Annotated in this window: 21 protein-coding genes; 8 read left to right on the plus strand and 13 right to left on the minus strand. The window is 71.0% G+C overall.

Annotation, left to right across the window (positions count from 1 at the left end):
* Positions 1-89: 89 nt before the first annotated feature.
* From ACLQ27_RS05675 to ACLQ27_RS05690, 4 genes are all read right to left on the minus strand, one after another.
* Positions 90-509: a VOC family protein gene (locus ACLQ27_RS05675; protein ID WP_357492728.1), complete on the minus strand. Its 420-nt coding sequence runs from the start codon at positions 507-509 to the stop codon at positions 90-92.
* Between the two features lie 88 nt (positions 510-597).
* Positions 598-2337, minus strand: a complete 1740-nt coding sequence (locus ACLQ27_RS05680; RefSeq protein ID WP_425865839.1) for a multicopper oxidase family protein — start codon at positions 2335-2337, stop codon at positions 598-600.
* The gene (locus ACLQ27_RS05685) at positions 2334-2786 is read right to left on the minus strand and encodes a DUF6220 domain-containing protein (RefSeq protein ID WP_425865840.1); all 453 of its coding nucleotides are present in this window, start codon (positions 2784-2786) and stop codon (positions 2334-2336) included. The genes ACLQ27_RS05680 and ACLQ27_RS05685 overlap by 4 nt, the downstream gene beginning before the upstream one ends.
* Before the next feature lie 9 nt (positions 2787-2795).
* Positions 2796-3785, minus strand: a complete 990-nt coding sequence (locus tag ACLQ27_RS05690; protein ID WP_357492734.1) for a carboxymuconolactone decarboxylase family protein — start codon at positions 3783-3785, stop codon at positions 2796-2798.
* Between the two features lie 143 nt (positions 3786-3928).
* On the opposite strand from ACLQ27_RS05690, the gene ACLQ27_RS05695 reads away from it, so the two are divergent.
* Together ACLQ27_RS05695 and ACLQ27_RS05700 are read left to right on the plus strand one after the other, a co-directional pair.
* Positions 3929-5056 (plus strand): sensor histidine kinase, encoded by a 1128-nt coding sequence (locus ACLQ27_RS05695; RefSeq protein ID WP_357492736.1) that lies wholly within the window; start codon positions 3929-3931, stop codon positions 5054-5056.
* Complete coding sequence (locus tag ACLQ27_RS05700) at positions 5053-5715, plus strand: response regulator (protein ID WP_234581198.1); 663 nt, start codon at positions 5053-5055, stop codon at positions 5713-5715. Before ACLQ27_RS05695 ends, ACLQ27_RS05700 begins: the two co-directional genes overlap by 4 nt.
* Before the next feature lie 35 nt (positions 5716-5750).
* Here the strand turns inward: ACLQ27_RS05700 and ACLQ27_RS05705 are convergent, their stop codons facing one another.
* The 4 genes from ACLQ27_RS05705 to ACLQ27_RS05720 form a co-directional block, all read right to left on the minus strand.
* Positions 5751-8747 carry a glycoside hydrolase family 95 protein gene (locus ACLQ27_RS05705; protein ID WP_425865842.1) on the minus strand — a complete coding sequence of 999 codons (2997 nt, stop codon included), beginning with the start codon at positions 8745-8747 and terminating at the stop codon, positions 5751-5753.
* 395 nt (positions 8748-9142) lie between these two features.
* Complete coding sequence (locus ACLQ27_RS05710; RefSeq protein ID WP_357492742.1) at positions 9143-9766, minus strand: VOC family protein; 624 nt, start codon at positions 9764-9766, stop codon at positions 9143-9145.
* Positions 9767-9853: 87 nt separating this feature from the next.
* Complete coding sequence (locus ACLQ27_RS05715; RefSeq protein WP_425865843.1) at positions 9854-11044, minus strand: MFS transporter; 1191 nt, start codon at positions 11042-11044, stop codon at positions 9854-9856.
* 86 nt (positions 11045-11130) lie between these two features.
* Positions 11131-11631, minus strand: coding sequence for a MarR family winged helix-turn-helix transcriptional regulator (locus ACLQ27_RS05720; RefSeq protein WP_357574174.1), 501 nt, complete (start codon positions 11629-11631; stop codon positions 11131-11133).
* A gap of 111 nt (positions 11632-11742) precedes the next feature.
* On the opposite strand from ACLQ27_RS05720, the gene ACLQ27_RS05725 reads away from it, so the two are divergent.
* From ACLQ27_RS05725 to ACLQ27_RS05735, 3 genes are read left to right on the plus strand one after another with little or no spacing between them, the layout of a single operon-like run.
* Positions 11743-12792, plus strand: a complete 1050-nt coding sequence (locus ACLQ27_RS05725; RefSeq protein ID WP_357492748.1) for an LLM class flavin-dependent oxidoreductase — start codon at positions 11743-11745, stop codon at positions 12790-12792.
* Positions 12785-13816, plus strand: coding sequence for an LLM class flavin-dependent oxidoreductase (locus tag ACLQ27_RS05730; protein WP_234581189.1), 1032 nt, complete (start codon positions 12785-12787; stop codon positions 13814-13816). Before ACLQ27_RS05725 ends, ACLQ27_RS05730 begins: the two co-directional genes overlap by 8 nt.
* 30 nt (positions 13817-13846) lie before the next feature.
* A complete protein-coding gene (locus ACLQ27_RS05735) occupies positions 13847-14590 on the plus strand; it encodes an NADPH-dependent F420 reductase (RefSeq protein WP_425865844.1) in 744 nt (247 codons plus the stop codon).
* Positions 14591-14603: 13 nt separating this feature from the next.
* Here the strand turns inward: ACLQ27_RS05735 and ACLQ27_RS05740 are convergent, their stop codons facing one another.
* The 4 genes from ACLQ27_RS05740 to ACLQ27_RS05755 all read right to left on the minus strand — a co-directional run bounded on the left by ACLQ27_RS05740 (position 14604) and on the right by ACLQ27_RS05755 (position 18634).
* Positions 14604-15266, minus strand: coding sequence for a tetratricopeptide repeat protein (locus tag ACLQ27_RS05740; protein WP_357492754.1), 663 nt, complete (start codon positions 15264-15266; stop codon positions 14604-14606).
* 135 nt (positions 15267-15401) lie between these two features.
* The gene (locus tag ACLQ27_RS05745; protein WP_357492756.1) at positions 15402-16160 is read right to left on the minus strand and encodes a GNAT family N-acetyltransferase; all 759 of its coding nucleotides are present in this window, start codon (positions 16158-16160) and stop codon (positions 15402-15404) included.
* A 91-nt stretch (positions 16161-16251) separates the two neighbouring features.
* On the minus strand, positions 16252-16941 hold the full coding sequence (locus tag ACLQ27_RS05750) for a TMEM175 family protein (protein ID WP_357492758.1): 690 nt from the start codon (positions 16939-16941) through the stop codon (positions 16252-16254).
* Between the two features lie 124 nt (positions 16942-17065).
* The gene (locus ACLQ27_RS05755; RefSeq protein ID WP_425865845.1) at positions 17066-18634 is read right to left on the minus strand and encodes a pectate lyase family protein; all 1569 of its coding nucleotides are present in this window, start codon (positions 18632-18634) and stop codon (positions 17066-17068) included.
* Positions 18635-19141: 507 nt separating this feature from the next.
* On the opposite strand from ACLQ27_RS05755, the gene ACLQ27_RS05760 reads away from it, so the two are divergent.
* Positions 19142-20017, plus strand: a complete 876-nt coding sequence (locus tag ACLQ27_RS05760; protein WP_425865846.1) for a CDP-diacylglycerol diphosphatase — start codon at positions 19142-19144, stop codon at positions 20015-20017.
* Between the two features lie 486 nt (positions 20018-20503).
* Complete coding sequence (locus ACLQ27_RS05765; RefSeq protein ID WP_357574183.1) at positions 20504-22237, plus strand: cellulose binding domain-containing protein; 1734 nt, start codon at positions 20504-20506, stop codon at positions 22235-22237.
* Here ACLQ27_RS05765 and ACLQ27_RS05770 read toward each other — a convergent pair.
* Complete coding sequence (locus tag ACLQ27_RS05770) at positions 22227-23255, minus strand: DUF1731 domain-containing protein (protein WP_425865847.1); 1029 nt, start codon at positions 23253-23255, stop codon at positions 22227-22229. The two genes, ACLQ27_RS05765 and ACLQ27_RS05770, sit on opposite strands and share 11 nt — an antisense overlap.
* Positions 23256-23426: 171 nt before the next feature.
* Between ACLQ27_RS05770 and ACLQ27_RS05775 the strand changes: the two genes are divergently transcribed.
* Entirely contained in the window at positions 23427-24362 is a 936-nt protein-coding gene (locus ACLQ27_RS05775) for a hypothetical protein (RefSeq protein ID WP_425865848.1), read from the plus strand.
* The last annotated feature ends 22 nt before the right edge of the window (positions 24363-24384 follow it).

The following is a 24384-nucleotide window of genomic DNA, read 5'->3' on the forward strand; positions in this document are numbered from 1 at the left end:
CTCCGCGCACCGACACCCGGCCCCGCCGCCACGCGACGGGGCCGGGTGCTGCGCCTGTCCGATCCGGCGGCCGGCGATGGGACTCGCGACTAGAGCCCCTGGCCGATCTCCACCAGATAGCCGTCGGGGTCGCGGAGGTAACAACGGATCTCGGTGCCGTGGTCCTTCGGCTCGGTGAGGAAATCCGCGCCCCGGGCCTTCCATTCGGCGTAGAGCGTGCGGATGTCCCGGACGCGGACGTTCATCGCGCAGCTCAGGGTGTTGGAGTCCGTCGGGGCCTTGGCCTGGACCGTCGGCTTGTCGTCAGTCGGGCCGCCCTCGACGTTGATAATGATGTAGCTGTTGAAGAACTTCATGATCAGCGGGTTCGCGTCGTGGACGCACGTCGCCCCGAACACGCGCTCGTAGTATTCGCGCGACCGATCGATGTCCCGGACGATGAGCAGGGTCGCCAGGAACATGCCGTCTTCGGGCTCGAAATAGTCCGGAGCCGGGTTGGCCAGCGTCATAGCCGCCTCCTCGTCGCCTGCCTCCGCTGCACGGGCGGCGACGGGGTTCCCGCCAGGGTGGGGCCGAAACCGGGAACCGTACGGGAGATCACGAGTACATCAGGTGCAGCGTCATCCCGGCGTCGGCGTGCCCCAGGTTGTGGCAGTGGTTGGCCCACATCCCCGGGTTGTCGGCCCGGAACGCCACCTCCCACACCTCACCCGGCCGGACGTCGAACGAGTCCAGCCACAGCGGACTTCCGATCGCCGGCGAGCCGGTACGGGACAGCACGAGGACGTGGTGGCCGTGCAGATGCCACGGGTGCACGGTCTGCGACCGGTTGACGATCGTGAAGCGGACGACGTCGCCGCGGTGCACGACCTGCGGCGGGATGTCCGGATCGGCCGCGCCGTTCACGGTGTGGGCGTATCGCGGGAGCAGTCCGTGCAGGTCGAGACCACGATCGAGGACGAGGGTGAACTCCCGGTCGAACCCGGTCCACGGCGCCGGAGCCGGCACGCCGTAGGTGAGCGGGTCCAGGACGGGCCACCCGCCGGTCGCCGTCGACACCTCCCCGGTGGACCAGACCACCCGTCCGTCGACGAACAGCGCCACCGGGGTGGCCTGCGCGGTGAACACCAGGTCGTAGCGGCCCCCGGCCGGGATCAGCACCGCGGTGTCCACGAGCGGCGTCGGACCCCGCAGATCGAAGCCGTCGATCGCGGCCACCTGGAAGGCGGTCCCGGCCAGGGCGTAGCGGTGCGTCGTGTTGTCGGTGTTGATCAGACGCAGCCGTACCGGCACACCGGCCTCGACCCGCTCCACTCTCGCCGCGGGAAGTGGACGACCCGCCAGGGTGTGCACCGGCACGGTGACGTCGAGGCCGGTCGTCGGCCCCGGGCGCACCACCAGGACGCCGTAGAGGCCCATCCGCACACCGACGTCGGACACCGCGTGGGTGTGGTACCAGTACGTCCCGGCCTGATCGGCACGGAACCGGTAGACGAACTCCTGGCCGGGCAGCACCGCTGCCTGCGTCACGCCGGGCACCCCGTCCTGACTGTTCGGCACGTCGTACCCGTGCCAGTGCAGTGTGACGCCCCGTCCGATGTCCCGGTTGCGCAGCGTCACCTCCACGACGTCGCCGACGGTGGCGGTCAACTCCGGCCCGGGTACCTGCGCGTTGAACGCCCATGCCGCTACGTCGCGGCCACCCACGTTCACCGTGGCCGTCCCGGCCGTCAGGGTGAACCGCCGAGTGGGTTCGTCGGTGGTCCGGATCTGCGGATAGCCATGATCATGCGGTACGGCGGTCGCGGTGTCCGGTGCGACGGCCAGCCCGGTTCCGGCCAGCAGGGCAGCGACCGTCACCACGGTGGCCGCGCGGGACACCGTCCGGGACGGGCGCGCGTCGAGAAAACGCCACGTGACCGCCGTCGCCGAGCCGATCCCGGCGACCGCGAGCAACCCCGTCGACGTCGACGCCGGATAGCCGTGCAGGATCGTCACGAGCAGGGCGCCGCTCACGGCGTACCCGGCGAAGAGGAGCGGGACCGCGACGGACCTGATGTCGCCCGCGGCCCGCAGCAGCCGCGGCCCGGCGACGATCACCGCGGCGAGCGACAGGGGCGCGGCGACGAGGACCTTCTCCGCGGCGAACCACCAGCCGGCGCGGGCGAGCGCGATCACCGTGAGGGCACGGCCGAGCGTGGCGAGCAGCGCGAGGGCGGCCAGCCCGAGGGCGAGCGGACGGCGTCGGGCGGCCGCCGCGGCGCCGCCGCCCAGCCATCCGGCGGCGGTGAGAACGGCGAGCACGAGGTCCGCCACGAGCAGCGAGCCGGTGGTCATGCCGGCTCCTGCTCCCGGACGGCCGCGCGGATGTCGCCCAGCGGCGTCGGACCGCCCAGCCTCCGCGCTCCCCGCAGGACGCCGACCACGACGTGCACCGCGACGATGCCGTTGATCGCGTGCAACCCACCGATGGTCAGGCCGAGCACGGTGCTGACGCCGGCGGCGTCGGTGGAGCCGTTGGCGAGCATGGCGAGCAGCGCCTGCACGACGACGAGGCCCAACGGCAGGATCGCCAGTCCGACGAGTCGGCCCGGCGCCCTCGACAACGCGGCGAACAGGGCGGTGAGCACTGTGAGGACGGGGATCACCGCCATGCCGTTGGCGCTGTGCAGGGCGTACGCGCCGTCGCCCCCGGGCTTCGTGAACGCGCCGACGGCGGCGAAGACGAACTGGACGGCGAACGCGACGAGCAGGAGTGCGGCGCTGACGACGAATGCCTTACGCATGGTGGGCTCCTAGAGGTGCGCCGAGGCCAGGGCCTGGGCGACGTGGTCGGTGGCGGTGATCGCGCCGTACGCGACCAGCCGGACGAGGTCGGCGTCGGCGGGGTGCGACAGCCGCCAGAGGGCGACGTCCCCCACGCTTATCGAGCTGGGCGCGAACGCCGCCAGCAACGCGATCCGGGTTCCGATGCGGTCCCGGCCCGGCACGTCCCGGACGAGGTCGACGGCCCAGTCGGCGGGCCGGGCCGGGAACCGCCCGTCCTCCCAGCGCACGGTTGCCGTCACGGTCTGGCGGGCCACGTCGCCCAGCAGGTCCCCGCCCCGGGTGGCGGCGGTTCGCAACGAGGCGTAGGCGACACCGACCGGGCTGTCCCCCGCCCAGGCCGGCGGCGGCGTCGGACCGGCATCGAGGAGCGGCAGGCTGCGTCCGGGTTCCCTCGGCTCCCGGGCGGCCCTGGCGTACAGGCGGCCCCCGACCGAACGCACCAGCGGTGCGCGTTGCAGGCCGCCGGGGAGCAGGTCGGGGTCGAGCAGCGCCGAGACGATCCGGTTGATGAAGTGGAAGGCGAGCAGGGTGCCGGTGACCTCCGGGCCGTACGGGCTGCGCCAGTCGGCGGCCCGGGGGCTGCGGCTGGCCTGGGCCCAGCGGGCGAGTTCGGCGTGCCTCGGGTCGGCTGGCGTCCCGCCCCGGGCGACCACCTCGGCCAGCGAGTGCTCGCCCAGGGCGTGCAGCAGCAGCACGTGGGCGTCGATGCAGAACTGACAGCGGTTGGCTCGGGACACGGCCGCCGCGACGAGTTCGCGCTCGACCCGGGACGCGTCCCCGGCGAGCAGGGCCTCGCGCAGCAGTGACCAGGTCGCGGCCAGCACCTCCGGCACGGCCGAGAGCACCTGGAAGGTGGGCAGTGGCCCGAGGAAGTCCTCACGCGACTGCTGGTAGACCTCCGCGGTGCGGCCGGTGACCGCCTTCGTGGGAACGGGGGTGAAGAAGCGGTATGTCATGAGGTCGATGCTCGCCGCGGCGGGCTGGGAAAACGTCGTGCCGCCGCAGACACTTGCTCCGGCGCGATACCGCGTCCGTGGTACGGCTGATCTACCGCGTGCGCGGGATGCTCCCCGGACGACTGCCGTTCTACAGTGCGACCATGCGCCGCGACCTGCCGTACGCCCTCAGTGGTCTCGCCCTCGGCGGCCTGCTGCTCGGCAACGCCGCGCTCGCGCCCGACGCCGCGACGGTCGGGGCCCTCGACGTCGCCCTGGTCCTGGCCATGGCGGCGGCCCTCGCGGTGTGCCGGCGGTACCCGGTGGTCGCGCTGGGCGTGGTGACCGCCGCCATGCTGGCCGTGCACGTCCGGGTGCATTCCGGGGTGTCCGCCGCGTTCCCCGTTCTCGGTGTGGTCTACCTCGCCGCCTGGCGGGGTCGCCGGGCGGCCGCCGCCGTGGCCAGCCTCGCCTTCCTCGGTGGCTTTCTGGCCCGCGACTTCTCGGTGGCGCCCGCCGACCGCCCCAACCAGCTGATCGTCGAGCGGACGGCGCTGCTGCTGGGATGGTTCGTGGCGGCCAACGTCGCCGGGCTCGTCGGTCGGCAACGCCGGGCGTACCTGGAGCAGGTCGAACAGCGGGCCATCGAGGCCGAGCGCACCCGCGAGGAGATGGCGTTGCGGCGGGCCGGGGAGGAGCGGCTGCGCATCGCCCGCGACCTGCACGACTCCCTGACCCACAGCATCTCGGTGATCAAGGTGCAGGCGGGGATCGCCGTGCACCTGGCCCGTAAGCACGGCGAGGAACCGTCGGCCACGCTGCTGGCGATCCAGGAGGCCAGTGGCGCCGCGATGCGGGAACTACGCACCACCCTCGACATCCTGCGCGCGCCCGACGACGACCGGGTCGGGCTGGCCCGGGTGGACGAACTCGCCGAGCGGACCCGGGCGGTCGGCGTGCCGGTCCAGGTCACCGTCAGCGGTCGGCCCCGGAGCCTGCCCGACGAGGTCGACCAGGCCGGCTACCGGGTCGTGCAGGAGGCCCTGACCAATGTGGCCCGCCATGCCGGCCCGGCGTCCGCGCACATTCACGTCGAGTACGCCCCGGCCGGGCTGACCGTGGCGGTCACCGACGACGGGCGGGCGTCGCCGGCACGACCCCCGACACCGGGGGTGGGACTGCGCGGTATGCGGGAACGGGTCACCGGACTGGGCGGCACACTGGAGGCCGCCGCCCGCGACGACCACGGGTTCACGGTGCGGGCCACGTTCCCCCTGGACGAGCCGGCATGATCCGGGTCCTGCTCGCCGACGACCAGGCGCTGATGCGAGCCGGTTTCCGGGCGCTGTTGGAGGCCGAGGACGACCTGGAGGTCGTCGGCGAGGCCACCGACGGCACGTCGGCCGTGCACCTCGCGCGACGCCTGCGCCCCGACGTCGTACTGATGGACGTGCAGATGCCGGGGCTCGACGGCATCGAGGCGACCCGACGCATCGCCGTGGATCCCGACCTGGCCGCGATCCGGATCCTCATCCTCACCAACTACGGGCTCGACTCCTACGTCTTCGCCGCCCTGCGAGCGGGCGCCAGCGGTTTCCTGCTCAAGGACGCCGACCCCGCCGACCTGCTGCAGGCCGTCGCCGTCGTGGCGCGCGGCGACGCGCTGCTCGCCCCGACCGTGACCCGTACGCTGATCAGCGAGTTCGTGGCCGGCCCGCCGCCGGCCGTACCGGGTGCGGGCCGGGACGTGCTGACCGCCCGCGAACAGGAGATCGTCGAGCTCGTCGCCCGAGGGATGACCAACGACGAGATCGCCGTGCGGATGGTGATCAGCCCGTTGACCGCCAAGACCCACGTGAACCGGGCGATGACGAAGCTGCACTGCCGTGACCGGGCCCAGCTGGTCGTGTGGGCGTACGAGTCGGGACTGATCACGCCACGCCGCCGGTGACCGTGCCGTCCCGGCGGCGCGGCGCGAGCCCGGTGTCAGGACCCGATGGCGATGGCGAAGACGTGCATGGTCGGCACGTTCGCCGCGGGCCGTGCGCTGATGTTGGGCAGCACGACCTGGGTCACCGCCTTGCTCTGCAACGCGACGCCCACGTAGTAGATGCAGGCCGCCGTGGCCTGGCGGGCGTTGTTGGGCCGGTTCTGGTAGGCGGACACGATCGCGGCGGTCGCCCCGGACTGCGGCCCGCCGTACCAGTCGGGCGTGCTCAACGTGAACGTCTGGCGGGTGCCGTCGGCGTACACGACGGTGCCGGTTCCCGACACGGCGCCGTAGGTGCCGGTCACGAGGAAGCCGAGCGTGCTGCCGGTGCCGCTGACGCCGATGGTCTGGCCCGAGGCGATGGCGTTGTCGGCCGTACCGGGGCTGACGTTGGGCCAGCGGAAGTTCACACCGTTGCGGCTCACCGTGCCGCCCGGGCTGGCGCCGGCCTGCGCCAGGGCCTGCGCGGAGAGACTCGCGCCGTTGCCGTCGAAGTTCGCGACGTTGGTGTTGCTGTCGTTGCTGATGCCGGCGTTGGTGAAGCTCTGCTCCAGCGTCGGCGTGGCGACACCCGTGCTGCTGACCCGGTAGGTGCGTCCCGCCTGCACGGTCACCTCGACCAGGTCGGACTCGATCCGGGTGACCCGCGGTGACGTCCCGTCGGCGGTGTCGACGACGCTGACGGTGCCGGTCAGGAACCGCGACCGCAGGCGGACGGTGCCGGCACGGTCCGGTCGCACCAGCACCTCGGTGGCCGCGCCGCTCGCCCACGTGATGCTGACCGTGTGCCCACCGCGGGCGCGCAGGCCGGTCACCCGGCCGCTGGGCCAGGCCGGCGGCAGCGCGGGCAGGATGTGCAGCTCACCGATGTGGCTCTGGAGCAGCATCTCGGCGATGCCGGCGGTGGCGCCGAAGTTGCCGTCGATCTGGAAGGGCGGATGCAGGTCGAACATGTTGGGGGCGAGCCGGGCGGTGGTGGCGAGGTAGCGGATCAGGTCGTGGGCCCGCTTGCCCTCCTCCATCCGCGCCCAGAAGTTGATTTTCCAGGCCAGCGACCAACCGGTGCCGTCGTCGCCGCGCAGCGCCAGCGTACGGCGGGCGGCCTCGAACAACTGCGGGGTGCCGCGCTTGGTGATCTGGTTGCTGGGCGCGAGCCCGTAGAGGTGCGAGATGTGCCGGTGGTTGGGCTCGGTCTCCACCCAGTCGTACAGCCACTCCATGATGTTGCCCCGCGAGCCGATCTTCATCGGCGCGAGCCGGTCCCGGGTGGCGCGGACCTGGGCCCGGAAGGTGCTGTCCACGTTGAGGATCTCGCTGGCCCGGGCGACGCCGTCGAAGAGGTCGCGCAGGATCTGGTTGTCCATGGTCGGGCCCGCGCACACGCTGGCGTTCGCGTGGTGGCTCAGCTCCGGCGAGTTCGACGGGTTGGTCACCAGGTAGCCGAGGGTCGGCTCGGTCACCAGGGTGTCGAGGAAGAACTGCGCGGCGCCCTTCATGGCCGGGTAGTTCGTCCGCAGGAACTCGACGTCACCGTTGAACAGGTAGTGGTCCCAGATCAGCGTGGACAGCCACGCGCCGCCGGTCTGCCACATGCCCCAGAACGCGCCGTCCACGACGGCGGTCGCCCGCCACGCGTCGGTGTTGTGGTGGGTGACCCAGCCGCCCGCGCCGTACTGCACCTGGGCGGTGCGCGCGCCGGCCACCGACAGGTCGCGGACCATGTCGAACACCGGGTTGTGGCACTCGGCCAGGTTGGTCGTGTTGGCCGGCCAGTAGTTCATCGGCAGGTTGGCGTTGATCGTGTACTTCGAGTCCCAGGAGGGGGTGAGCGAGTCGTTCCAGATGCCCTGGAGGTTCGCCGGCTGGGTGCCGGGCCGCGACGACGAGATCAGCAGGTACCTGCCGAACTGGAACAGCAGCGCGGAGAACTGCGGGTCGTTGACGCTGTTGTGTTGCGCGATGCGGACGTCGGTCGTCTGGTCGGCGGCGGAGGTGCGGCCGAGGTCGAGGGTCACCCGCCCGAACAGCGACTGGTAGTCGGCGACGTGCCGGCTGCGCAGCTGGTCGTAGCTGTAGGCGCGCGCCGCGCTGAGGCGCTGGCGGGCGATGCCCCCGTAGTCGCCACCGACGTTGCGGTAGTTGACGTAGCTGGAGCCGATCGAGATGAGCAGTGTCACGCTCGTCGCGTTGGTGACCCGCAGGGTGCCGCCGGAGCTGGACACGGTGCCCCCGCTGACGGTGGCGTTGGCCAGGGCGAGGAAGCGGACCTGCCCGGTGACGCCCTCCTGACTGCCGGAGACGCCGTCGAGGCCGATCGTCGTGCCGTCCGGGCTGGACACCGTCGTACGTTGGGGGCTGTCGAAGGTGGCGGTGAAGCTGATCGAATTGCTGCGGTCGGCGGTCAGTCGCATCGCGATGACCTGGTCCGGCGCGCTGGCGAAGACCTCACGCTGGTAGCGGATGCCGCCCAGGACGTACGACGTCGTGGCCGTGGCGGTGGTGAGGTCCAGCGTGCGGTTGTGCTGGGACGCCCCGCTTGCCGAACCAAGGGCCAGCCGGAGGTTGCCGACGGTCTGGTACGCCAACTGCCCGCCGGGGTTGCCCATCATGGTCTGGTTGATGAGGTCCTGGGCCTGGGTCCACTGGTTGGCGTTGACCAGTCGCCGGATCTCCGCCAGCGCGGCGGCGCCTCTGGTGTTGCTGGGGTCGTGCGGGCCGCCGGCCCACACGGTGTCCTCGTTGAGCTGGAGTCGCTCGGTGTCGACGTTGCCGAACACCATCGCGCCGAGCCGGCCGTTGCCGATCGGCAGGGCCCGCAGCCAGTCGGTGCCGGCGCCCTCGTCGTACCAGAGGGCGAGGTCGTTGGCCGCCAGCACCTGCGGCGGCGCGACGGAGTCAGCTTGGGCGGTGGCCGTCCAGGGCAGCGGGAGCAGGGCGCCACCCGCGCCGGCCGCGCCGATCTTGAGGGCCTGCCGCCGGGTCAGGTCTGACATCGATCCTCCAAACGGTGACCGGTACGGCCACCCACGCGCGACAACGACGACCCCCGATAGTGGATCCGCGCGGTGGCACCGGCCTCGCTGCGCAGGCCGTCGGCAGACCCTCGGACGGTCAAACGTCCGATGTGTTTCGGGAAGATTACTCCGGTGTCACGCAATAGGCAACGGTCGATAGCCCGGAGGATCACGGGCGGCGACCCGACCCTAATCAGGAGAGTTCGGACTCGCCCGGAACGGTGGCGCGGGCAGGCGGCCACGGTGGACACACGTGCCGTCCACACGACTCGCCAATACATCTGATGATTCTTGTCGACGGCCGGTGGAGGTGGGCACGCAACAGCACCGCCGCGCCGGATCCGGCGGACGGTGGGGTGGTGCGCCGGCACCGCTCACTCGGGCGGCGTGGCCCCCGACTGCTCGCTCACCATGTACGTCGCGTACCAGTCGGGCCAGTTGTCGTCCCGCTCGCCGGTGCGCTTCTCGTGCTCGCCGTGGGCGGCGGCCGCGCGCCGCAGCGCGCTCGCCAACTCGCTCGCGGACCCGTACGACGTCAGGTCGCCCTCGACGCGCCCCGGCAGCCGGTTCGTGATCTCCTGCATCAGCCAGGTGTTGCCGTCCGGGTCGCGGAACGTGGCACGCGAGACGTAGCTGCGCCGCTCGGGGTCCGGGCCGTCGGCCGGCCCGTCCGGCGTCACGTGGAAGACGCCGCCCACGTCGACACCGGCCGAGGCGAGCGCGTCGCGGGCCGCCTCGATGTCCGACACGACCAGGTACGCCGTCGCCGAACCCGGCGTCGCCGACGTGAGCTGAGCGCCGAACTGCACCGAGCACGCGGAGCCGTGCGGCGTGAACTGGACGATGCCCGGCGGCGTCTGGTCGAGTCGCCACCCGAGGCCCTGGTAGAACCGCTTCGCGCGGTCGGCGTCCGAGACTCCGATGACGATCACCTCGACCTTGACGTCGAGGCCTGCGACATTCGACGCGGCGCTCGCGTCGCCAGCCTTCGGGCTCATCTCGGCCTCCTGGATCGCGTGCGGGCACCGCCGTCGGCGATCACCACGCTACGTCCTGTGCCGGCGGCGGGTGCGGCGTTTCCCGCATCAGCCGGGTGCCACCCGTGCCGCTCTGCGCACCCCGAGCAGGGCGACGAGGGCGAGGAGGATGACGGCGACCGAGTACTCGTCGGCCGTCTGCGGCAGACCGCCGGCGTAGACGACGAGGAAGCCGGCGATCACGGTGGGAAGGCCGAAGCCGACGTAGCAGACGACGTAGAGCAGCGACAGGACGCTGGCGCGTTCGTGCGCCTCGACCAGCGGCATGATCGTCTTGAGACTGCCCTGGAACCCACCGCCGAAGCCGACGCCGCCCAGCGCGAGGCCGACGAAGAACCCGGGAACGGACTCGGCCATGACCGAGAGCACCGTGACGACCATGCCCAGGATGAGGGCGACGATCCCGGTCAGGATCACGGTCCGCGCCGCGGTGTTGCGCAGCACCAGGACGGCGACCGACCCGAAGAGCGCGAAGACGAAGAGGACCAGGCCGGAGACCACGATCGACGGCTCCATCAGACTGTGGACAAGCGCCGGGCCGAGCGCGCCGAAGAAGCCGGCCAGCGCCCAGACCGCGAACAGCACCGGAGCGACGACCAGCACCGGCCCGCGTACGGGGCGCGGCAGCCGGATCTCGGGTCGCAGACTGCGCCGAGCACCCGGCATCGGTGTGACGGTCTCCGGCATCAGGGCGACCCCGACGGCCTGGATCAGCAGGACCGCAACGAGGACGACGTACACCAGCCGGGTCGGCGCGGGCAGGTAGCGGATGAGCAGCGCCGAGAGCAGAGCGCCACTGCCGGTGCCGAGACCGGGCGCGATCGAGTTCGCGAGCGTCCCGCGCACACGGTTGATGTCCAGCATCGCCGCGCCGACCGCCCCCGTGGCGGCACCCGCCGCGAGCCCCTGCACGAGGCGGGCGACCACCAGGGCGGGCACGCCGTTGGCGATGATGAAGACCAGCAGCGAGAGGATCTGCACGGCGATCGCGACGGCCAGGACGGGACGCCGGCCCACGTGGTCGGAGAGCTTGCCGAAGATGAGCAGCGACGCCAGCACCGCGAGCGCGTAGACCGCGAACACCGCGGTGGTCGTGACCGGCGAGAAGTGCCAGCGCTCCTGGTAGATCCCGTAGAGCGGAGTCGGCGCCGCCGAGGCGGCCAGGAACGACACGAGGATCGACGCCAGCAGCACCAGCGAGACGTTCGGCGCGAGTCGTGCCCGCCCCGCGATCGACATGTCGGTACTCCTCGTGCTGCGCGGCGCGCGTCGGGCTTGACGGCCGCAGCGGCGTACCCGGTCTGCCGCGTCGCATGCGGCCCGGCCTACTCCTCGCGCTCCTCGGGCCGCGGCCGGAGGTGCTCGCGCAGCGCCGCCGCGATGTCGCCGGCCGCGCGGAGCTGCTCCGGTGTGAGAGCGTCGACGAACAGCTCCCGGATGGTGCGCAGGTGCCCGAAGGTGGCCCGCTGGAACGCCTCGGCCCCGGCCGGCGTGAGGATCACCTGCGCCCCGCGCGGGACGGTTGCGTACTCCTCGCGCCGAATGAGCCCGCGTCGTTCCATCCGGCCCAGGTGGTGCGAGAGCCGGCTCCGCTCCCACCCGATGTGTGCGGCGAGGGCGGAGGAGCGCATCCGCTCGTCGGGCGCCTCGGTGAGGGCGAGCAGGACGGCGTAGTCCCCCGAGGAGAGGGAAGTGTCGACCTGGAGACGTGACCCGACCCGGGAGGTGAGCCTCTCCGTCGTCTCGACGAAGTCCCGCCAGATCCGCAGCTCCTCCGCGGTCGGCAGCTGGCGGCCCCTCCGCCGCTCGGGTGTGGCGCTCACCATGTGTCTCTCCCGGGGAATTGACGCGTCAATCAGCAGGTTAGCATCATTGACACGTCAACATGGGAAGATCACTTCCCCGCGGTCGACGGCGAGGATCGCCGAGGAGGAGACATGACGGCGAAAGGCTTCGAGCTGGGGCTCAACTCGTTCGGCGAGGTGGCCACCGACGGCGACCGGACGCTGAGCGACGCCGAGACCGTACGACTGCTCGTGGACGAGGCCCGACTCGCGGAGTCGGTCGGGCTCGACGTGTTCAGCCTCGGCGAGCACTACCGGGAGGGCCACAACGACTCGGCCACACCCGTCCTGCTCGCGGGGATCGCGACGGCTACCGAGCGGATCCGCCTCGGCACCTCGGTCACGGTCCTCAGCACGAACGATCCGGTACGGCTCTACCACGAGTTCGCCACCCTCGACGCGGTGAGCGACGGCCGCGCCCAACTGGTCCTCGGGCGGGCATCGGCGACCGAGTCGTTCCCGCTGTTCGGCTACGACCTGGCCGACTACGAGCGGTTGTTCGAGGAGAAGCTGGACCTCTTCCTACGGCTTCAGCGCGACGAAACGGTCACCTGGTCCGGGACGGTACGCACTCCCCTGGTCGCCCAGCGGCTGCACCCACGGATGCGGCCGGGCGGCATCCCGACCTGGATCGGCGTCGGAGGAAGCCCCAACTCGGTGGTCCGCGCCGCCCGTCACGGGCTTCCCCTCATGCTGGCGATCATCGGTGGGCGTCCCCAGCGGTTCGCCGGCCATGTCGACCTCTACCACCAGGCGCTCGCACAGTTCGGGCAGCCGGAGCAACCTGTCGGGCAGCACTCGCTCGGCCTTGTCGCGGACACCGACGAGGAGGCGGTGGAGACCTGGTGGCGGTACTGGCAGCCGACCGTGGCGCGGCTCGCCGAGGAGCGCGGCTTCTACAAACCGGACCGCGCCCGCTACGAGGCCGAGATCGACCACGGGGCGTTGTTCGTCGGCTCGCCGGAGACGGTCGCCCGCAAGATCGCCACGATGGCCCGCGACCTGCGGCTGAATCGGTTCGACCTGAAGTACGACATCATGCACCTGCCTCGCGAGGCACGGGCGCGCACCATCGAGCTGCTGGGCAGCGAGGTCGCGCCGCGGGTCCGGGAGCTGTTGGCGAAGGAGCCCACCAATGTCTGACCTCGTGTTCGGCCTCGACACCTTCGGTGACGTACCGGAGGACGACTTCGGCAAGCCCGTGTCGCACGCCGCCGCGATCCGCCAGGTGGTCGACGAGGCGGTGCTGGCCGACGACCTCGGCGTCGACGTGATCGCCCTCGGCGAGCACCACCGTCCGGAGTACTCGGTGTCGACGCCGGAGACGGTGCTGGCGGGCATCGCCACCCGCACCTCGCGGATTCGACTCTCCTCCGGTGTCACGGTGCTGAGCTCCGACGACCCGGTCCGGGTGTTCCAGCGTTTCGCCACTGTCGACGCGCTGTCGCACGGCCGGGCCGAGGTCATCCTCGGCCGGGGCTCGTTCACCGAGTCCTTCCCCCTGTTCGGCTACGACCTGGCCGACTACGACGTGCTGTTCGAGGAGCGGATCGAGCTGTTCGCGAAGCTGCTCGACGAGCAGCCGGTCACCTGGAGCGGCACCACGCGCGCCCCGCTCACGGACGCCGACGTCTTCCCCAAGACGGAGTCGGGGCACCTCACCACCTGGGTGGGCGTGGGCGGCTCACCCCAGTCGGTGGTGCGGACGGCCCGGTACGGCCTGCCGCTCATGCTCGCCATCATCGGCGGCGCTCCCGACCGTTTCGCCCCCTACATCGACCTCTACCGCCGGGCGGCCGACCAGCTCGGCACCACCGCGCACCCGGTCGGGATGCACTCACCCGGCTTCATCGCCGACACCGACGAGGAGGCCAAGGAGCTGTTCTGGCCGCACTACCGGGTCATGCGGGACCGGATCGGCGCGCTGCGCGGCTGGCCACCGATCCGCCGTACGGAGTTCGACTCCGAGGTCGAGCACGGCTCGCTCTACATCGGCTCACCCGAGACGGTGGCCCGCCGGATGGCCGGTGCCATCCGCAGCCTGGGCGTCGGCCGGTTCGACCTCATCTACACCGCCGGAGCGCAGCCCGTGAGCGCCCGGATGCGCGCCGTGGAGCTGTACGGCTCGCGGGTGATCCCCATGGTCCGCGACATCCTGGCCAGCTGACCCACCGGCCGACCCCTCTGGAAGGACGACATGTTCGACAACGGTCACGACCGACCCCGGACCCTCGCCGTGCTCGGTGCCGGCAAGGTGGGCACCGTCCTCGCCCGGCTCGCGCTCGCCGCCGACTACCGGGTGCTCGTCGCCGGCTCCGGCGACCCGGCGAAGATCGCCCTGACCATCGAGGTGCTCACGCCCGGGGCGGTGGCCACCACCGCCGTCGACGCCGTGGCCGGTGCCGACATCGTCATCCTCGCCCTGCCCCTGGGCAAGTACCGGGCGCTGCCCGCCGAGGCGCTGCGCGGCAAGCTCGTCGTCGACGCGATGAACTACTGGTGGGAGGTGGACGGCATCCGCGACGACCTGACCGACCCGCGCACCTCGTCCAGTGAGATCGTCCAGGCGTTCCTGGCCGACGCGCGGGTCGTCAAGGCGTTCAACCACATGGGCTACCACGACCTTGAGGACGAGGCGCGGTCGACGGGCACGGCGGGCCGCAAGGCCATCGCGATCGCCGGTGACGACGAGGCCGACCTCGCCACTGTCGCGTCCCTCGTGGACGATCTCGGCTTCGACCCGGTCGTCGCTGGCCCCCTCGCCGAGGGGGTACGACTCGAGCCGGGCAGCGAGTTGTTCGGCGCCAACGTGAGCGCCGACGAGGTGCGCGCGATGCTCGGCCGCTTTCCGGGGTCGGAGCGCGGCCGGGCGGTCGCCGCCGCGCGGGCCCGCACGGGCGACGGTGACGATGCCCGGTCGGCCCCCGAGCCGCCCGCCTGACCGGCCGTCCCTCTCAGAGGTCGTCGTCGAACGCCGTACGGGGGTCGAGGTGCCGACCCCGCTCCTGCGCGGCGGCGTAGGCGTCGGGGCCGAGCGCCTCGATCGCGGCGTCCCGCACGGCGGCGAGGTCGGCCGCGTCGTCCGGATCCGGCACCTGGCCGAGGGCCGCGAACGCCGCGTCCGCGAGGCCGACCATGAGCGCCGCTCGCGGGTGGTCGCCCTCGGCGGACGCGAGCGCCGCGCCCGCCACGCAGACGTACGGCACGAACTCGTCCCAGCCGTGCCGGAACACCCGGGTACGGCTGAGGGTGAACAGCCTCCTCGCCTCGGCGAGATTGCCCAGGCCCAGCTCGCAGAAGGCCAGGTTGTGCGTCTCGGAGTTGACGGTCTCCGGCCGCCCCAGCGCCTCGTTCAGCGCGATGCTCTCCCGGTACAGATCCCGTGCGCGGGTCAGGTCACCGGCCATCCGCGCCACCGCGGCCAGCACGTGCCTCGGCCGCTCCTCCAACGCGCGATCGCCGGAGCGCACCGCGACGTCGAGCGCCTGACGCGCCCGCGCCTCCCCGAGCGTCAGGTCGCCGCCGCGAATCGCCACCCGCGCGAGGCTGTACCGGGCCTCCACCTCGCCCGCCGCGTCGCCGACGGTCCGGGCCCGCTCGATCTCGGCCGTACTCATCCGCACGACTTCGTCGGTCTCCCCCCGCCGAAAGGCCGAGCGGACGTCGTCACTGAAACTCACGGTTGATGTCCTCTCGTTGCTCGCGCAGGGTGGCGTCGCCCGCTCCGCGGTGTCGGCCGTCTCGTCAGCTGGTCACGCATGAAAGGCGGTCCAGTTTTCCAGGAGGCGAAAGCCCATCGACTCGTACAGTGGCCGGCCGAGCGCGCTGCTCTGCAGGTACGCCGCGTCCGCGCCGGTCGCCACGCCGTCGCGCAGCACCGTCTCGGTGATCGCCCGACCCAGGCCACGACCGCGCGCGCCCGGGACGACGGCGATGTTGAACACGCCGACCACCCCTCGGGTGCGCATCCCGAGACCCGTGCCGAGGGTCTCGCCGGCCTCCTCGTACAGGTAGCCGTCGATCCGTTCGGCGTCGAGCACGGCGCCGCCCATCAGCGACCCGAACAGACCGTCCGGGGCGTCGAACCCCCTGGTGAGGACGTCCGTGTACCGATCGCTGTCCGCCGCGCCGACCCGGCGCACGCGCTCGCGCTGCGCCTCGTCAGCCCGGTAGACCAGCTCGCCCGCCGTGCAGGCCAGCAGCGGCAGCTCGCTGCGCTCGGAGAGCCCGTGACGGCCGGCGAGATCAGCCACCGCGCCGGCGGCGTCTTCCCGGACCATGATCGACCAGGTCTCGATCTGCCGGGCCACCTCGGTCGCCATCGTGTCCAGCGAATCGAGGTCCGGCTCCCGCGACAGGTCGTACGCCACGTTCAACGTCGACGCTCCCGCATGGGTCACCGCCGCACGGGCGGTGCCCCGCTTCGCGTACCACCCCTTCGGAGTCGCTCCACACAGATCCTCGATGGCATCGTCGTACGCCGCGGCCATCCGATCGGCGATGGTGTTCATGGCCCTCCCCCAGACGGTCTCCACGAAGGCAGAAAGATAGCCGCAGCGGTGTGACCTGCGCGAATCGAGGTCCGGTGGGACGGCGGGTGGGTCAGCTCCGGGGGGCGTCGCGCCTGCGCCGCCGCAGCCCGTGCCGCAGGCCCTGGCTGGTGGCGCCATGGAAGATGATCATCACGACCACACCGATCAGGCCGAGCAACGGGGTCACCAACCAGCCGAGCACCCCGGTCAGGCCGTAGAGGACCAGGCCGACGATCGGGCGGGCCTCCTGCACCCGGACCTGCTCCTGGTCGACGGTGTCGGCGCGCAGGGCCGGGTGGCGGCGCACATAGGCGAAGAGCACCCACCAGGGCGCCGACATCAGTGATGCGGCGAACGCGTACAGGACGACCGCCACGCGCAGATCGTCGGTGTTGCCGTCGGCCAGCGCCGACGCCAGGACGGCTGTGGGAAACGGGATGATCACCACGCCGAAGAGGATGCCGAGGTTGATCGAGCTGAAGGCGGGGGTGGTGCCCCGGACCATCTGGAGCACCGCGTGATGATTCAGCCAGAGAACACCGACATAGATGAACGACACGACGAAGGCCAGATACGACGGTCCCTCCCCGAGCAGACCCTCGGCCAGTCCACCCTCGTGGAAGTCCGGCACCCGCAGATCCAGCACCAGCAGGGTGATGACGATGGCGAACACGGCGTCGCTGAACGCTGCCAGACGGCCCGCGTCGGTCACCGCGGGACCACTGTCGCCTGCCTGAATCCCCCGTTGAGCTGCGGACATTGCCGCATGCTAGCAGTCACTGATCGGCCACCGAGGGTTATCGTCGGGGCGGCGCGGGCCGGCCTCGTCCTTCGTGGACCACGGGTGGGCGGGAGCGGCCGGACCGTCCCCGCCCACCCGATGGCTAGCTGGCGTACGTCTCGAACTCGCCGACCCGCGGCACACCACTCGAGCTGTTGATCTTAAAGGTGATCTTGCTCAGTGCTGTCGCGGAGAACGTGATCACGCCCGCACCGCTACCGGAGGCCAGGACCGCGCCCGTGTCGTGGTTGACGAGCTGCCAGGAACCGATGGAGCCCTGGGTCCCGGAGGGCTCCCGAATGATCACCCGGGACACCCGGGTGGCCGATCCCCACTTGATCGAGATGGAGCCGGTCGATCCGGCCGGCGACCAGTAGGTGCCGATGTCGCCGTCGCGCACGTTGCCGTAACTGGTGCCGCTGGCCTTGCTGGAACCGTCGGCACCGGCACCCAGGCTGAGGTTGGTCCCGCTGGGCGGGGGCGTCGTCGCCGGTGGCGCGGTGGTCGGCGGCGCGGTGGTCGGCGGCGCGGTGGTCGGCGCAGCCGTGGTCGGCGGCGGCGTCTGCGGCGAGCAGCTCCCGTCGGAGACCCGCAGGCCCGTGTTGGCGCCGGCCATCTGCCGGACGACATCCGGTACGCAGCTCGCGCCGTCGAGGCGGTACGCGTACGGGATGCTGACCGTGGTGTTGGACGTCGGGTTGGGGCCGGCGGGGTAGTTCTCGCTGCCGGCGCTGGACCAGGTGACGTTGTCGAACGTGTTGCCGCTGACCTGCCAGTAGCCGCGCTCGTTGGTGTAGAAGGTGCCCAGGACGTCCTTCGAGTTGCGGAAGTAGTTGTTCTCCACCTTGGCCCGTGCGCCGGCCCGGGAGTTGATGCCGGACTCGTGGAGGCTCACGTAGTGGTTGTTGTAGATGTGCGCGATGCCGCCGCGCAGCAACGGCGTACGGGAGTCGATGTTCTCGTACAGGTTGTGGTGGAACGTGATGAAGCCGTTCGAGAGGTCGCTCTCGCTGGAGCCGATGAGGCCACCACGACCGGAGTTGCGCAGGATGCTGTACGACAAGGTCACGTACTGGGTGTCGTCCTTCATGTCGAACAGGCCGTCATAGCCCTCGGACTCCCCGCCGGACGCCTCCAGGGTGACGTGATCGACCCAGACGTTGCGGACCGTGCTCTCCATGCCGATGGCGTCTCCGCCGTTGGACGTGGGCGAACCCGACTTCTTGACGTTCCGGACTGTCACGTTCTGGATGATGATGTTGCTGGAGTCACGGATGTGGATGCCCAACTGATCGAAGATCGCGCCGCTGCCGACCCCGATGATGGTGACGTTGCTGATCTGCTTGAGCTCGATCACGCCGTCGGCGGTGTTACAGCTCGAACCCGACACCTTGCTGGTGTTGCCGTGGTTGATCGTCCCCGTCACCTCGATGGTGATCGGGGTGCTGCTGCTGGCTCGCCCGCACAGCGCCGCGTGGATCGCGGTGCCCGTGCTGGCCCGTACCGTCTGCCCGCCCGCGCCGCCGGTGGTCCCGCCGTTCTGGGTGGCGTAGCCGGTGGCGGTGCCGACCGCCGCCGACGCGTGCGGGATGGACAGTGTTCCTCCGACCGCGATCCCGACAGCGGCCGTGGCCAGCGCCGCCTGAAGTCGCAGTGCGACTGGTCGTCTCATGTCGCGCCTCCTTCGTCTTTCGTCTCGATGTGCCGACGGCAGCGGCGATCGACGCGTCGACCCTCCACGGGTACGCGATTTCAGTCGATCACTGTGCATTGACGGCAATCAATTGTTTGCTCGTCGCCGAGAATGTCATCGCCCTGGCGTGCGCGGCGAAGCCGCTGGCCAAACGGCACGTCGCCGGAAGCGCATCCCGATGCGCACCCGCCCAGCTCGAGATGAAACATCGATGTAACGCAATCGTAGGAAAGCGGTTTCCCTCTGGGCAAGGGTTAGCGTTTGCAGGTTTTTTGCAGACGCTTGTCGGGCCGGCCCGGGTCAGCGCCCCGGCGCAGCCCGACACGATCAGGGGACCAGCCGTGCCGCCACCCGGGTCATTGACTGGTTCGTCCTAATCTCAACACGTTCATGACTCACATCGGCCGGTCGTCGACACCGATCCGCGGCGCGATGACACCTGACGGCACCCGTTCTGAGCAGCCACGGAGGATGAAGATGGGTGGTATGGCCAGGCGTCAGTTCGTCCGGATCTCCGGAACGGCCGGCGCCACGGGGCTCCTGGGCATCATCGGCGCGGACCGGGCGCTGGCCGACGGGGGCCAGGGCCCCGAACCGTCCCCGCCGGAGCCCGGTGGCGCCCCCTGCCCCACGCCCTCACCCCTGTGTGGCTACCCCGGCGACACCGGAGGCAGGTTCGACCTCTGGGACCGGGTGCAGGTCTGCGAGGGCACCAGGACCGGCCCTCCGTTCCCCCAGTGCCTGAGCACCACCCCCACCTACGTGATCCTCAATGGAGGATCCGGGTCGAACCACGACTTCCTGCTGGTCCCCAGTTGTCGGATCCGCGGCATCGAGTGCCCGTTCATCACCACCGCCAGCGCACCGAACTACTGGCTCGACGCGTGGAACAACGCCCAGCCGGGCCAGCCGGGACACGTCGTCTATCCCCACCTCGGGCTGGGCATCAACTCGGCCGACCCGACGATCCGTACGCAGGACCAGCTGCACATCCACCTGGCCGGGATCCACTCGGGCATCCAGACCCAGCTGAACACCCACGACAGCACGATCACGAACGACCCGTCGCGGTGGCGCAACCAGATCGTGCCGATCTGGGGCCTGACGAGCACCGGCGCTGCCGCTCCCCGCTCGTACCGGGTGCTCCACGTCGCGAACCTGAACGCGAACCTTTTCCGGCTCCTGCTCGACAGCGTGGTGCGGCCGACCGGAGCGACAATGGCGGCGCAGATGATGGCCGTGACGCCCCGGCTGATCGGCAGCGGCGGTTTCTACGTCCTGAACAGCGAACCCGGCCTGCCCGTCGCCCCCGGCCAGCCCGGCGGCACCGGGACCGTCGACTTCCTGCTCGCGTACGCCTGACGCATTGACAGGCACCACTTGACGAAATAAATTCCTGGCAACAAGAAACTGTTTCGTACGCTCGCTGTGCGGCACTCACCCGCGAGCCCGCGAATGAGCAGCGAGGCCGGCCCGCTCCAGGAACCGGCCGACGGAGGAGGGTGCCACAGTCCCGCTGGACCCGTTCGCCGCACCAACGCGGTCCCGCCGCCGCTCGCGCATTCGCGACCGGTGGCGCGAGACCCCATCTGGTGCCGACATTCCGGCCGACGCACCGGCGTTCCCCCGGTGTTCCCTCCGCGCCCGTCCGAGCGACGCGAGGGTCGGCGATCGGCGGGTGATGTCGAGGGTTGCCACGCGGGGCTGAACTGACAGGCGAATTCCCGACAACGCCCGCCGCCACGCTTGGGAGCGCTCCCGAGCACCTGACGAGGTACCGCCTGACGCTCTGCGAACGACCGATCCACCGGATCCGTCGCCGCCACCACCCCCTGCAGGAGAAGGCTCATGAGAAAACGAAGAGTCACAAACGCCGCACTGGTTTCGGCCGGCGCCGTCCTACTGGCATCGACAGCTGTCGCCCTGGCGGCGCCGGCCGGTGCCGCAGCCGCCGGCTGTGCGGTGAACTACGCCGTGTCGTCGCAGTGGGAGGGCGGCTTCGGCGCGAACGTCACCATCACCAATCTCGGCGACGCGGTCAGCGGTTGGACGCTGACCTGGTCCTACAGCGCTGGCCAGACGGTCACGCAGGCGTGGAACACGACCCTGACCCAGAGCGGCGCCGCGGTCACCGCCAAGAACGTCAGTTACAACGGGGCCATCCCCACCAACGGCACGACGTCGTTCGGGTTCAACGGCTCGTGGACCGGCAGCAACCCCGATCCGTCGAGCTTCGCGCTCAACGGTGTGACCTGCACCGGCGGCACGACGCCGACCACACCACCGCCTACCACGCCGCCCCCGACGACACCGCCGCCGACCACACCGCCACCCACCACCCCGCCACCCACTGGGCCGGCGGACATCACGGTGAACAGCGCCACCCGGTACCAGACGGTCGACGGCTTCGGGGCCGCGCAGTCCATCTGGGGCAGCGCCTGGTCGACGACCGACACCCAGACCCTGGTCGGGCTGGGCCCCAACCAGCTCGGGCTGTCCATCGTGCGCACCGGCCTCTCACCGGTGTCCAGCGAATGGTCGACCCACGTGAACTCGCTGAAGACGGCGAAGTCGTACGGGTCCGGCGTGAAGATCCTCGCCTCACCGTGGACGGCGCCGGCGGCGTGGAAGACCAACAACAGCCGCACCAACGGCGGCAAGTTGAAGACCGACTACTACGACGACTACGCGAACCATCTGAACAGCTATGTCCAGTACATGCGCGGCCAGGGCGTCACCATCGACGTCACGTCGGTGCAGAACGAGCCGGACTGGCACCCCGACTACGACTCGATGGACTGGAGCGGCACCGAGCTGCGCACCTTCGTCCGTGATCAGGGCACGAAGGTGCAGAACAGCAAGCTGATGGTCGCCGAAGCCGTGAACATGAACTACGGCTACACCGATCCGACCCTGAACGACGCGACCGCCCGGAACAACATCGGCTACATCGGCGGCCACCTGTACGGCACCGAGTCCGCGGGTCGGCTGGCGCCGTACCCCCTGGCGGCCCAGTACAACAAGCCGGTGTGGATGACCGAGTGGAACTACCACGAGGCGGACGGCAGCGGCTCCAACATCTGGGGCAACCCCGCAAACCTGGCGGTCTGGAACGAAACGCTCGACGACATCATGCGCACGGTGCACAAGTCGATGGAGGCGAACTGGAGCGCCTACATCTGGTGGTACGGCAAGCGTTACTACTCCTTCATCGGCGACGGCGAGGCGGCCTACGGCACCACGGCGGGCGCTCCGCTCAAGCGGGGGTACGCGTTCTCGCAGTACGCGAAGTACGTCCGGCCGGGCTATCAGCGGGTGGCCCTGACCAAGAGCTCCAAGGCCTCGCCGCTGGAGGTGACCGCCTACCAGGGCGACGGCAAGATCACGCTGGTGATCCTCAACCGGTCGAACAGCGCGGTCAACAACGCCGTGATCCAGGCGCCGCAGAACGTCAGCAAGGCCGAGTACTACCTCACCTCGCAGAACGCCAACGCGGCCAGCCAGCCGACAAGCGTGAACGGAGGACAGGCCACCATCACCGTCGGCGCACGCAGCATCTCGACCCTCGTGTTCACTCTCTGACCGCTCCCGGGTGTCGATCGCGAGGCGACCGGGCGTGGGGGTGTGCGCGACCGTGCGCTCCCCCACGCCCGAGGCCGCCAAGGTCCCGGCGTCGCAGGGCCAGGTCCACTGCGGCGTCGGGCCAGCACGGATGATCGAACGTGAAGCCCGCGGCGGAGAGCCGGCCCGGGGCGACGCGCCGGCTCTTCAACAGCAGTTCGGTGTCCGACCGGAGCACTAACGCACCGACCTCCGCCATCAACCTGGTGGCCGGCAGGCCGACCGGCATCCGCCAGGCCGACCGCAGCGCCCGCATGAATTCCCGCTGCGGCACCGCGCCGGGCGCGGCCAGGTTCACGGGCCCGGCGAGGTCGTCACGGTCGATCAGAAGGCACACCGCGCGGACGAAGTCCCGGTCGTGGATCCACGAGACGTACTGCCCACCGCCCGCCACCGGGCCACCGAGCCCGACCCGCGCGAGCCAGCTCAGCACATCGAACACGCCACCGCGGTCGGGGCTCATCACCATTGCCGAGCGCAGCGCGACCTTGCGGGTGTGGGGGGTCGCCGCCCGCTCCTGCGCGGCCTCCCAGTTCTGGGCGATCTTGACGCTGTACGACCAGTACCCGGGCACGCCGTGTTCGCCGCCGCCGAGCACGCCGTCGCGCTCGTCGTTCGCGGCGTCGAAGCGGTGCGCGTAGATGGTCGCGGTGCTCATCTGCAGCCACACCCTGGGTGGCCGCTCGGCCGCGGCGATGGCCTCGCCGACAACGCGCGCCGACTCCACCCGTGAACGCATCATGGCGTCGAGGTTCTGCGGGGTGTACCGGCAGCTCACGCTGCGGCCGGCCAGATTGATGACCACATCGCTGCCGTCGACCTGCCGGGTCCAGTCGCCGAGCGTGACGCCGTCCCAGCGAACCTGACGCGCACCACTGGGCGAGCGGGTCAACAGCACCACCTCGTGACCCTGCGCGGTCAAGGCCCGGTCCAGGATCGCGCCCACCCGGCCGGTGCCGCCCGGAATGACGATCTTCACGGTCGATCCCCGACCGACACCAGTTTTTGAACATGTTCAACCATGCTCCGAGCGTACGGCTGAACAGCCGGCGGATCAAGATCGGTCGCCGGGGCTCGTCCCTCGCGGCGGGGAGCGCCTTCCCCGACAGGAGGGGACCGCTCCCGGCGGCGCCCCGCGAGGATCGGAGGCATGACGACACCGACAGCTACCGCGCGCGGGAGCGGCAACCACCTAACCTCCGCCGTACTCGCCTGGGCCGTGGCCTACGGCGGTGTACGTCTGGCGTGGACGATCGGGGAGGCGCCGGAGTTCGGCCCGTTCGGGTCCGACCTGCTCGGCTTCACCGGCTGGTGGTCGGTGGCGCTGTGCCTGGCGGCAGGCGCGACGGCGGTGGCGCTGGACCGGGCGGCGACCTGGCGGCCGGTGCTCGCGGGATCAGCCTGGGCGCTCGGCGGGGCACTGGTCGCGGCCGCCGCGATCCTGCTGCCGGAACTGGTGAGTCTCCTGCTGTTCGCCCCCGGCCCGTCCTTCGATCCAGTGGCCTTCGCGAGCCGGCTCGGGTGCGTCACCGGAGCGGCCCTGCTCGGCCTGGCCACCGCTCGCTACCAGCGCCGCACGCGGGGCGACTGCCCCAACTGCTGCCGGACGGGCCCACCCGGCCGGCGGCGTTCGGCACCCGCGCCGTGGGCACGCTGGGCCGCGTACGTGGCGGTGGCCGGCCTCGTGACCCGGTTCGCGGCCCAGGCGGTGGTGGGCTTCGACGGCCTCACGCAGGACGCCTCGGTGATCGGGTTGGAGATCGGTCTGGTGCTGGCCGGGGTGCTGTTACCGCTGGCACTGGTGCGGCACTGGGGTGAAATCTGGCCGGGATGGGTGCCACTGCTCGCCGGCCGTACGATCCCCCGCCGGCTGCTGCTCGTGCCGGGCTTCGGGCTCGGGGCGGCCATCGTCGCCTATTTCGGCATGGGGCTGGCGCAGGTGGCGTCCGGGTCGGCCAGCGAGTTCTCCGACGCGTTCCTCTGGGTGGCCATGTCGGCGTACTGCCTCCTGGGGCTCGGCCTCCTCGCCGCGTCCAGCGACTACCACCTGCGCACCCGCGGCGCGTGCCCGTCCTGCGGTCGCTGACCGACCCGACTGCGCCACACGC

The organism is Micromonospora sp. DT63, from assembly GCF_049841615.1.
GTDB lineage: Bacteria > Actinomycetota > Actinomycetes > Mycobacteriales > Micromonosporaceae > Micromonospora.

Coding starts and splice junctions, on each gene's coding strand:
- ACLQ27_RS05675 (WP_357492728.1), bottom strand. CDS start 509: ATGACGCTGGCCAACCCGGCTCCGGACTATTTCGAGCCCGAAGACGGC.
- ACLQ27_RS05680 (WP_425865839.1), bottom strand. CDS start 2,337: ATGACCACCGGCTCGCTGCTCGTGGCGGACCTCGTGCTCGCCGTTCTC.
- ACLQ27_RS05685 (WP_425865840.1), bottom strand. CDS start 2,786: ATGCGTAAGGCATTCGTCGTCAGCGCCGCACTCCTGCTCGTCGCGTTC.
- ACLQ27_RS05690 (WP_357492734.1), bottom strand. CDS start 3,785: ATGACATACCGCTTCTTCACCCCCGTTCCCACGAAGGCGGTCACCGGC.
- ACLQ27_RS05695 (WP_357492736.1), top strand. CDS start 3,929: ATGCGCCGCGACCTGCCGTACGCCCTCAGTGGTCTCGCCCTCGGCGGC.
- ACLQ27_RS05700 (WP_234581198.1), top strand. CDS start 5,053: ATGATCCGGGTCCTGCTCGCCGACGACCAGGCGCTGATGCGAGCCGGT.
- ACLQ27_RS05705 (WP_425865842.1), bottom strand. CDS start 8,747: ATGTCAGACCTGACCCGGCGGCAGGCCCTCAAGATCGGCGCGGCCGGC.
- ACLQ27_RS05710 (WP_357492742.1), bottom strand. CDS start 9,766: ATGAGCCCGAAGGCTGGCGACGCGAGCGCCGCGTCGAATGTCGCAGGC.
- ACLQ27_RS05715 (WP_425865843.1), bottom strand. CDS start 11,044: ATGTCGATCGCGGGGCGGGCACGACTCGCGCCGAACGTCTCGCTGGTG.
- ACLQ27_RS05720 (WP_357574174.1), bottom strand. CDS start 11,631: ATGGTGAGCGCCACACCCGAGCGGCGGAGGGGCCGCCAGCTGCCGACC.
- ACLQ27_RS05725 (WP_357492748.1), top strand. CDS start 11,743: ATGACGGCGAAAGGCTTCGAGCTGGGGCTCAACTCGTTCGGCGAGGTG.
- ACLQ27_RS05730 (WP_234581189.1), top strand. CDS start 12,785: ATGTCTGACCTCGTGTTCGGCCTCGACACCTTCGGTGACGTACCGGAG.
- ACLQ27_RS05735 (WP_425865844.1), top strand. CDS start 13,847: ATGTTCGACAACGGTCACGACCGACCCCGGACCCTCGCCGTGCTCGGT.
- ACLQ27_RS05740 (WP_357492754.1), bottom strand. CDS start 15,266: ATGAGTACGGCCGAGATCGAGCGGGCCCGGACCGTCGGCGACGCGGCG.
- ACLQ27_RS05745 (WP_357492756.1), bottom strand. CDS start 16,160: ATGAACACCATCGCCGATCGGATGGCCGCGGCGTACGACGATGCCATC.
- ACLQ27_RS05750 (WP_357492758.1), bottom strand. CDS start 16,941: ATGTCCGCAGCTCAACGGGGGATTCAGGCAGGCGACAGTGGTCCCGCG.
- ACLQ27_RS05755 (WP_425865845.1), bottom strand. CDS start 18,634: ATGAGACGACCAGTCGCACTGCGACTTCAGGCGGCGCTGGCCACGGCC.
- ACLQ27_RS05760 (WP_425865846.1), top strand. CDS start 19,142: ATGGCCAGGCGTCAGTTCGTCCGGATCTCCGGAACGGCCGGCGCCACG.
- ACLQ27_RS05765 (WP_357574183.1), top strand. CDS start 20,504: ATGAGAAAACGAAGAGTCACAAACGCCGCACTGGTTTCGGCCGGCGCC.
- ACLQ27_RS05775 (WP_425865848.1), top strand. CDS start 23,427: ATGACGACACCGACAGCTACCGCGCGCGGGAGCGGCAACCACCTAACC.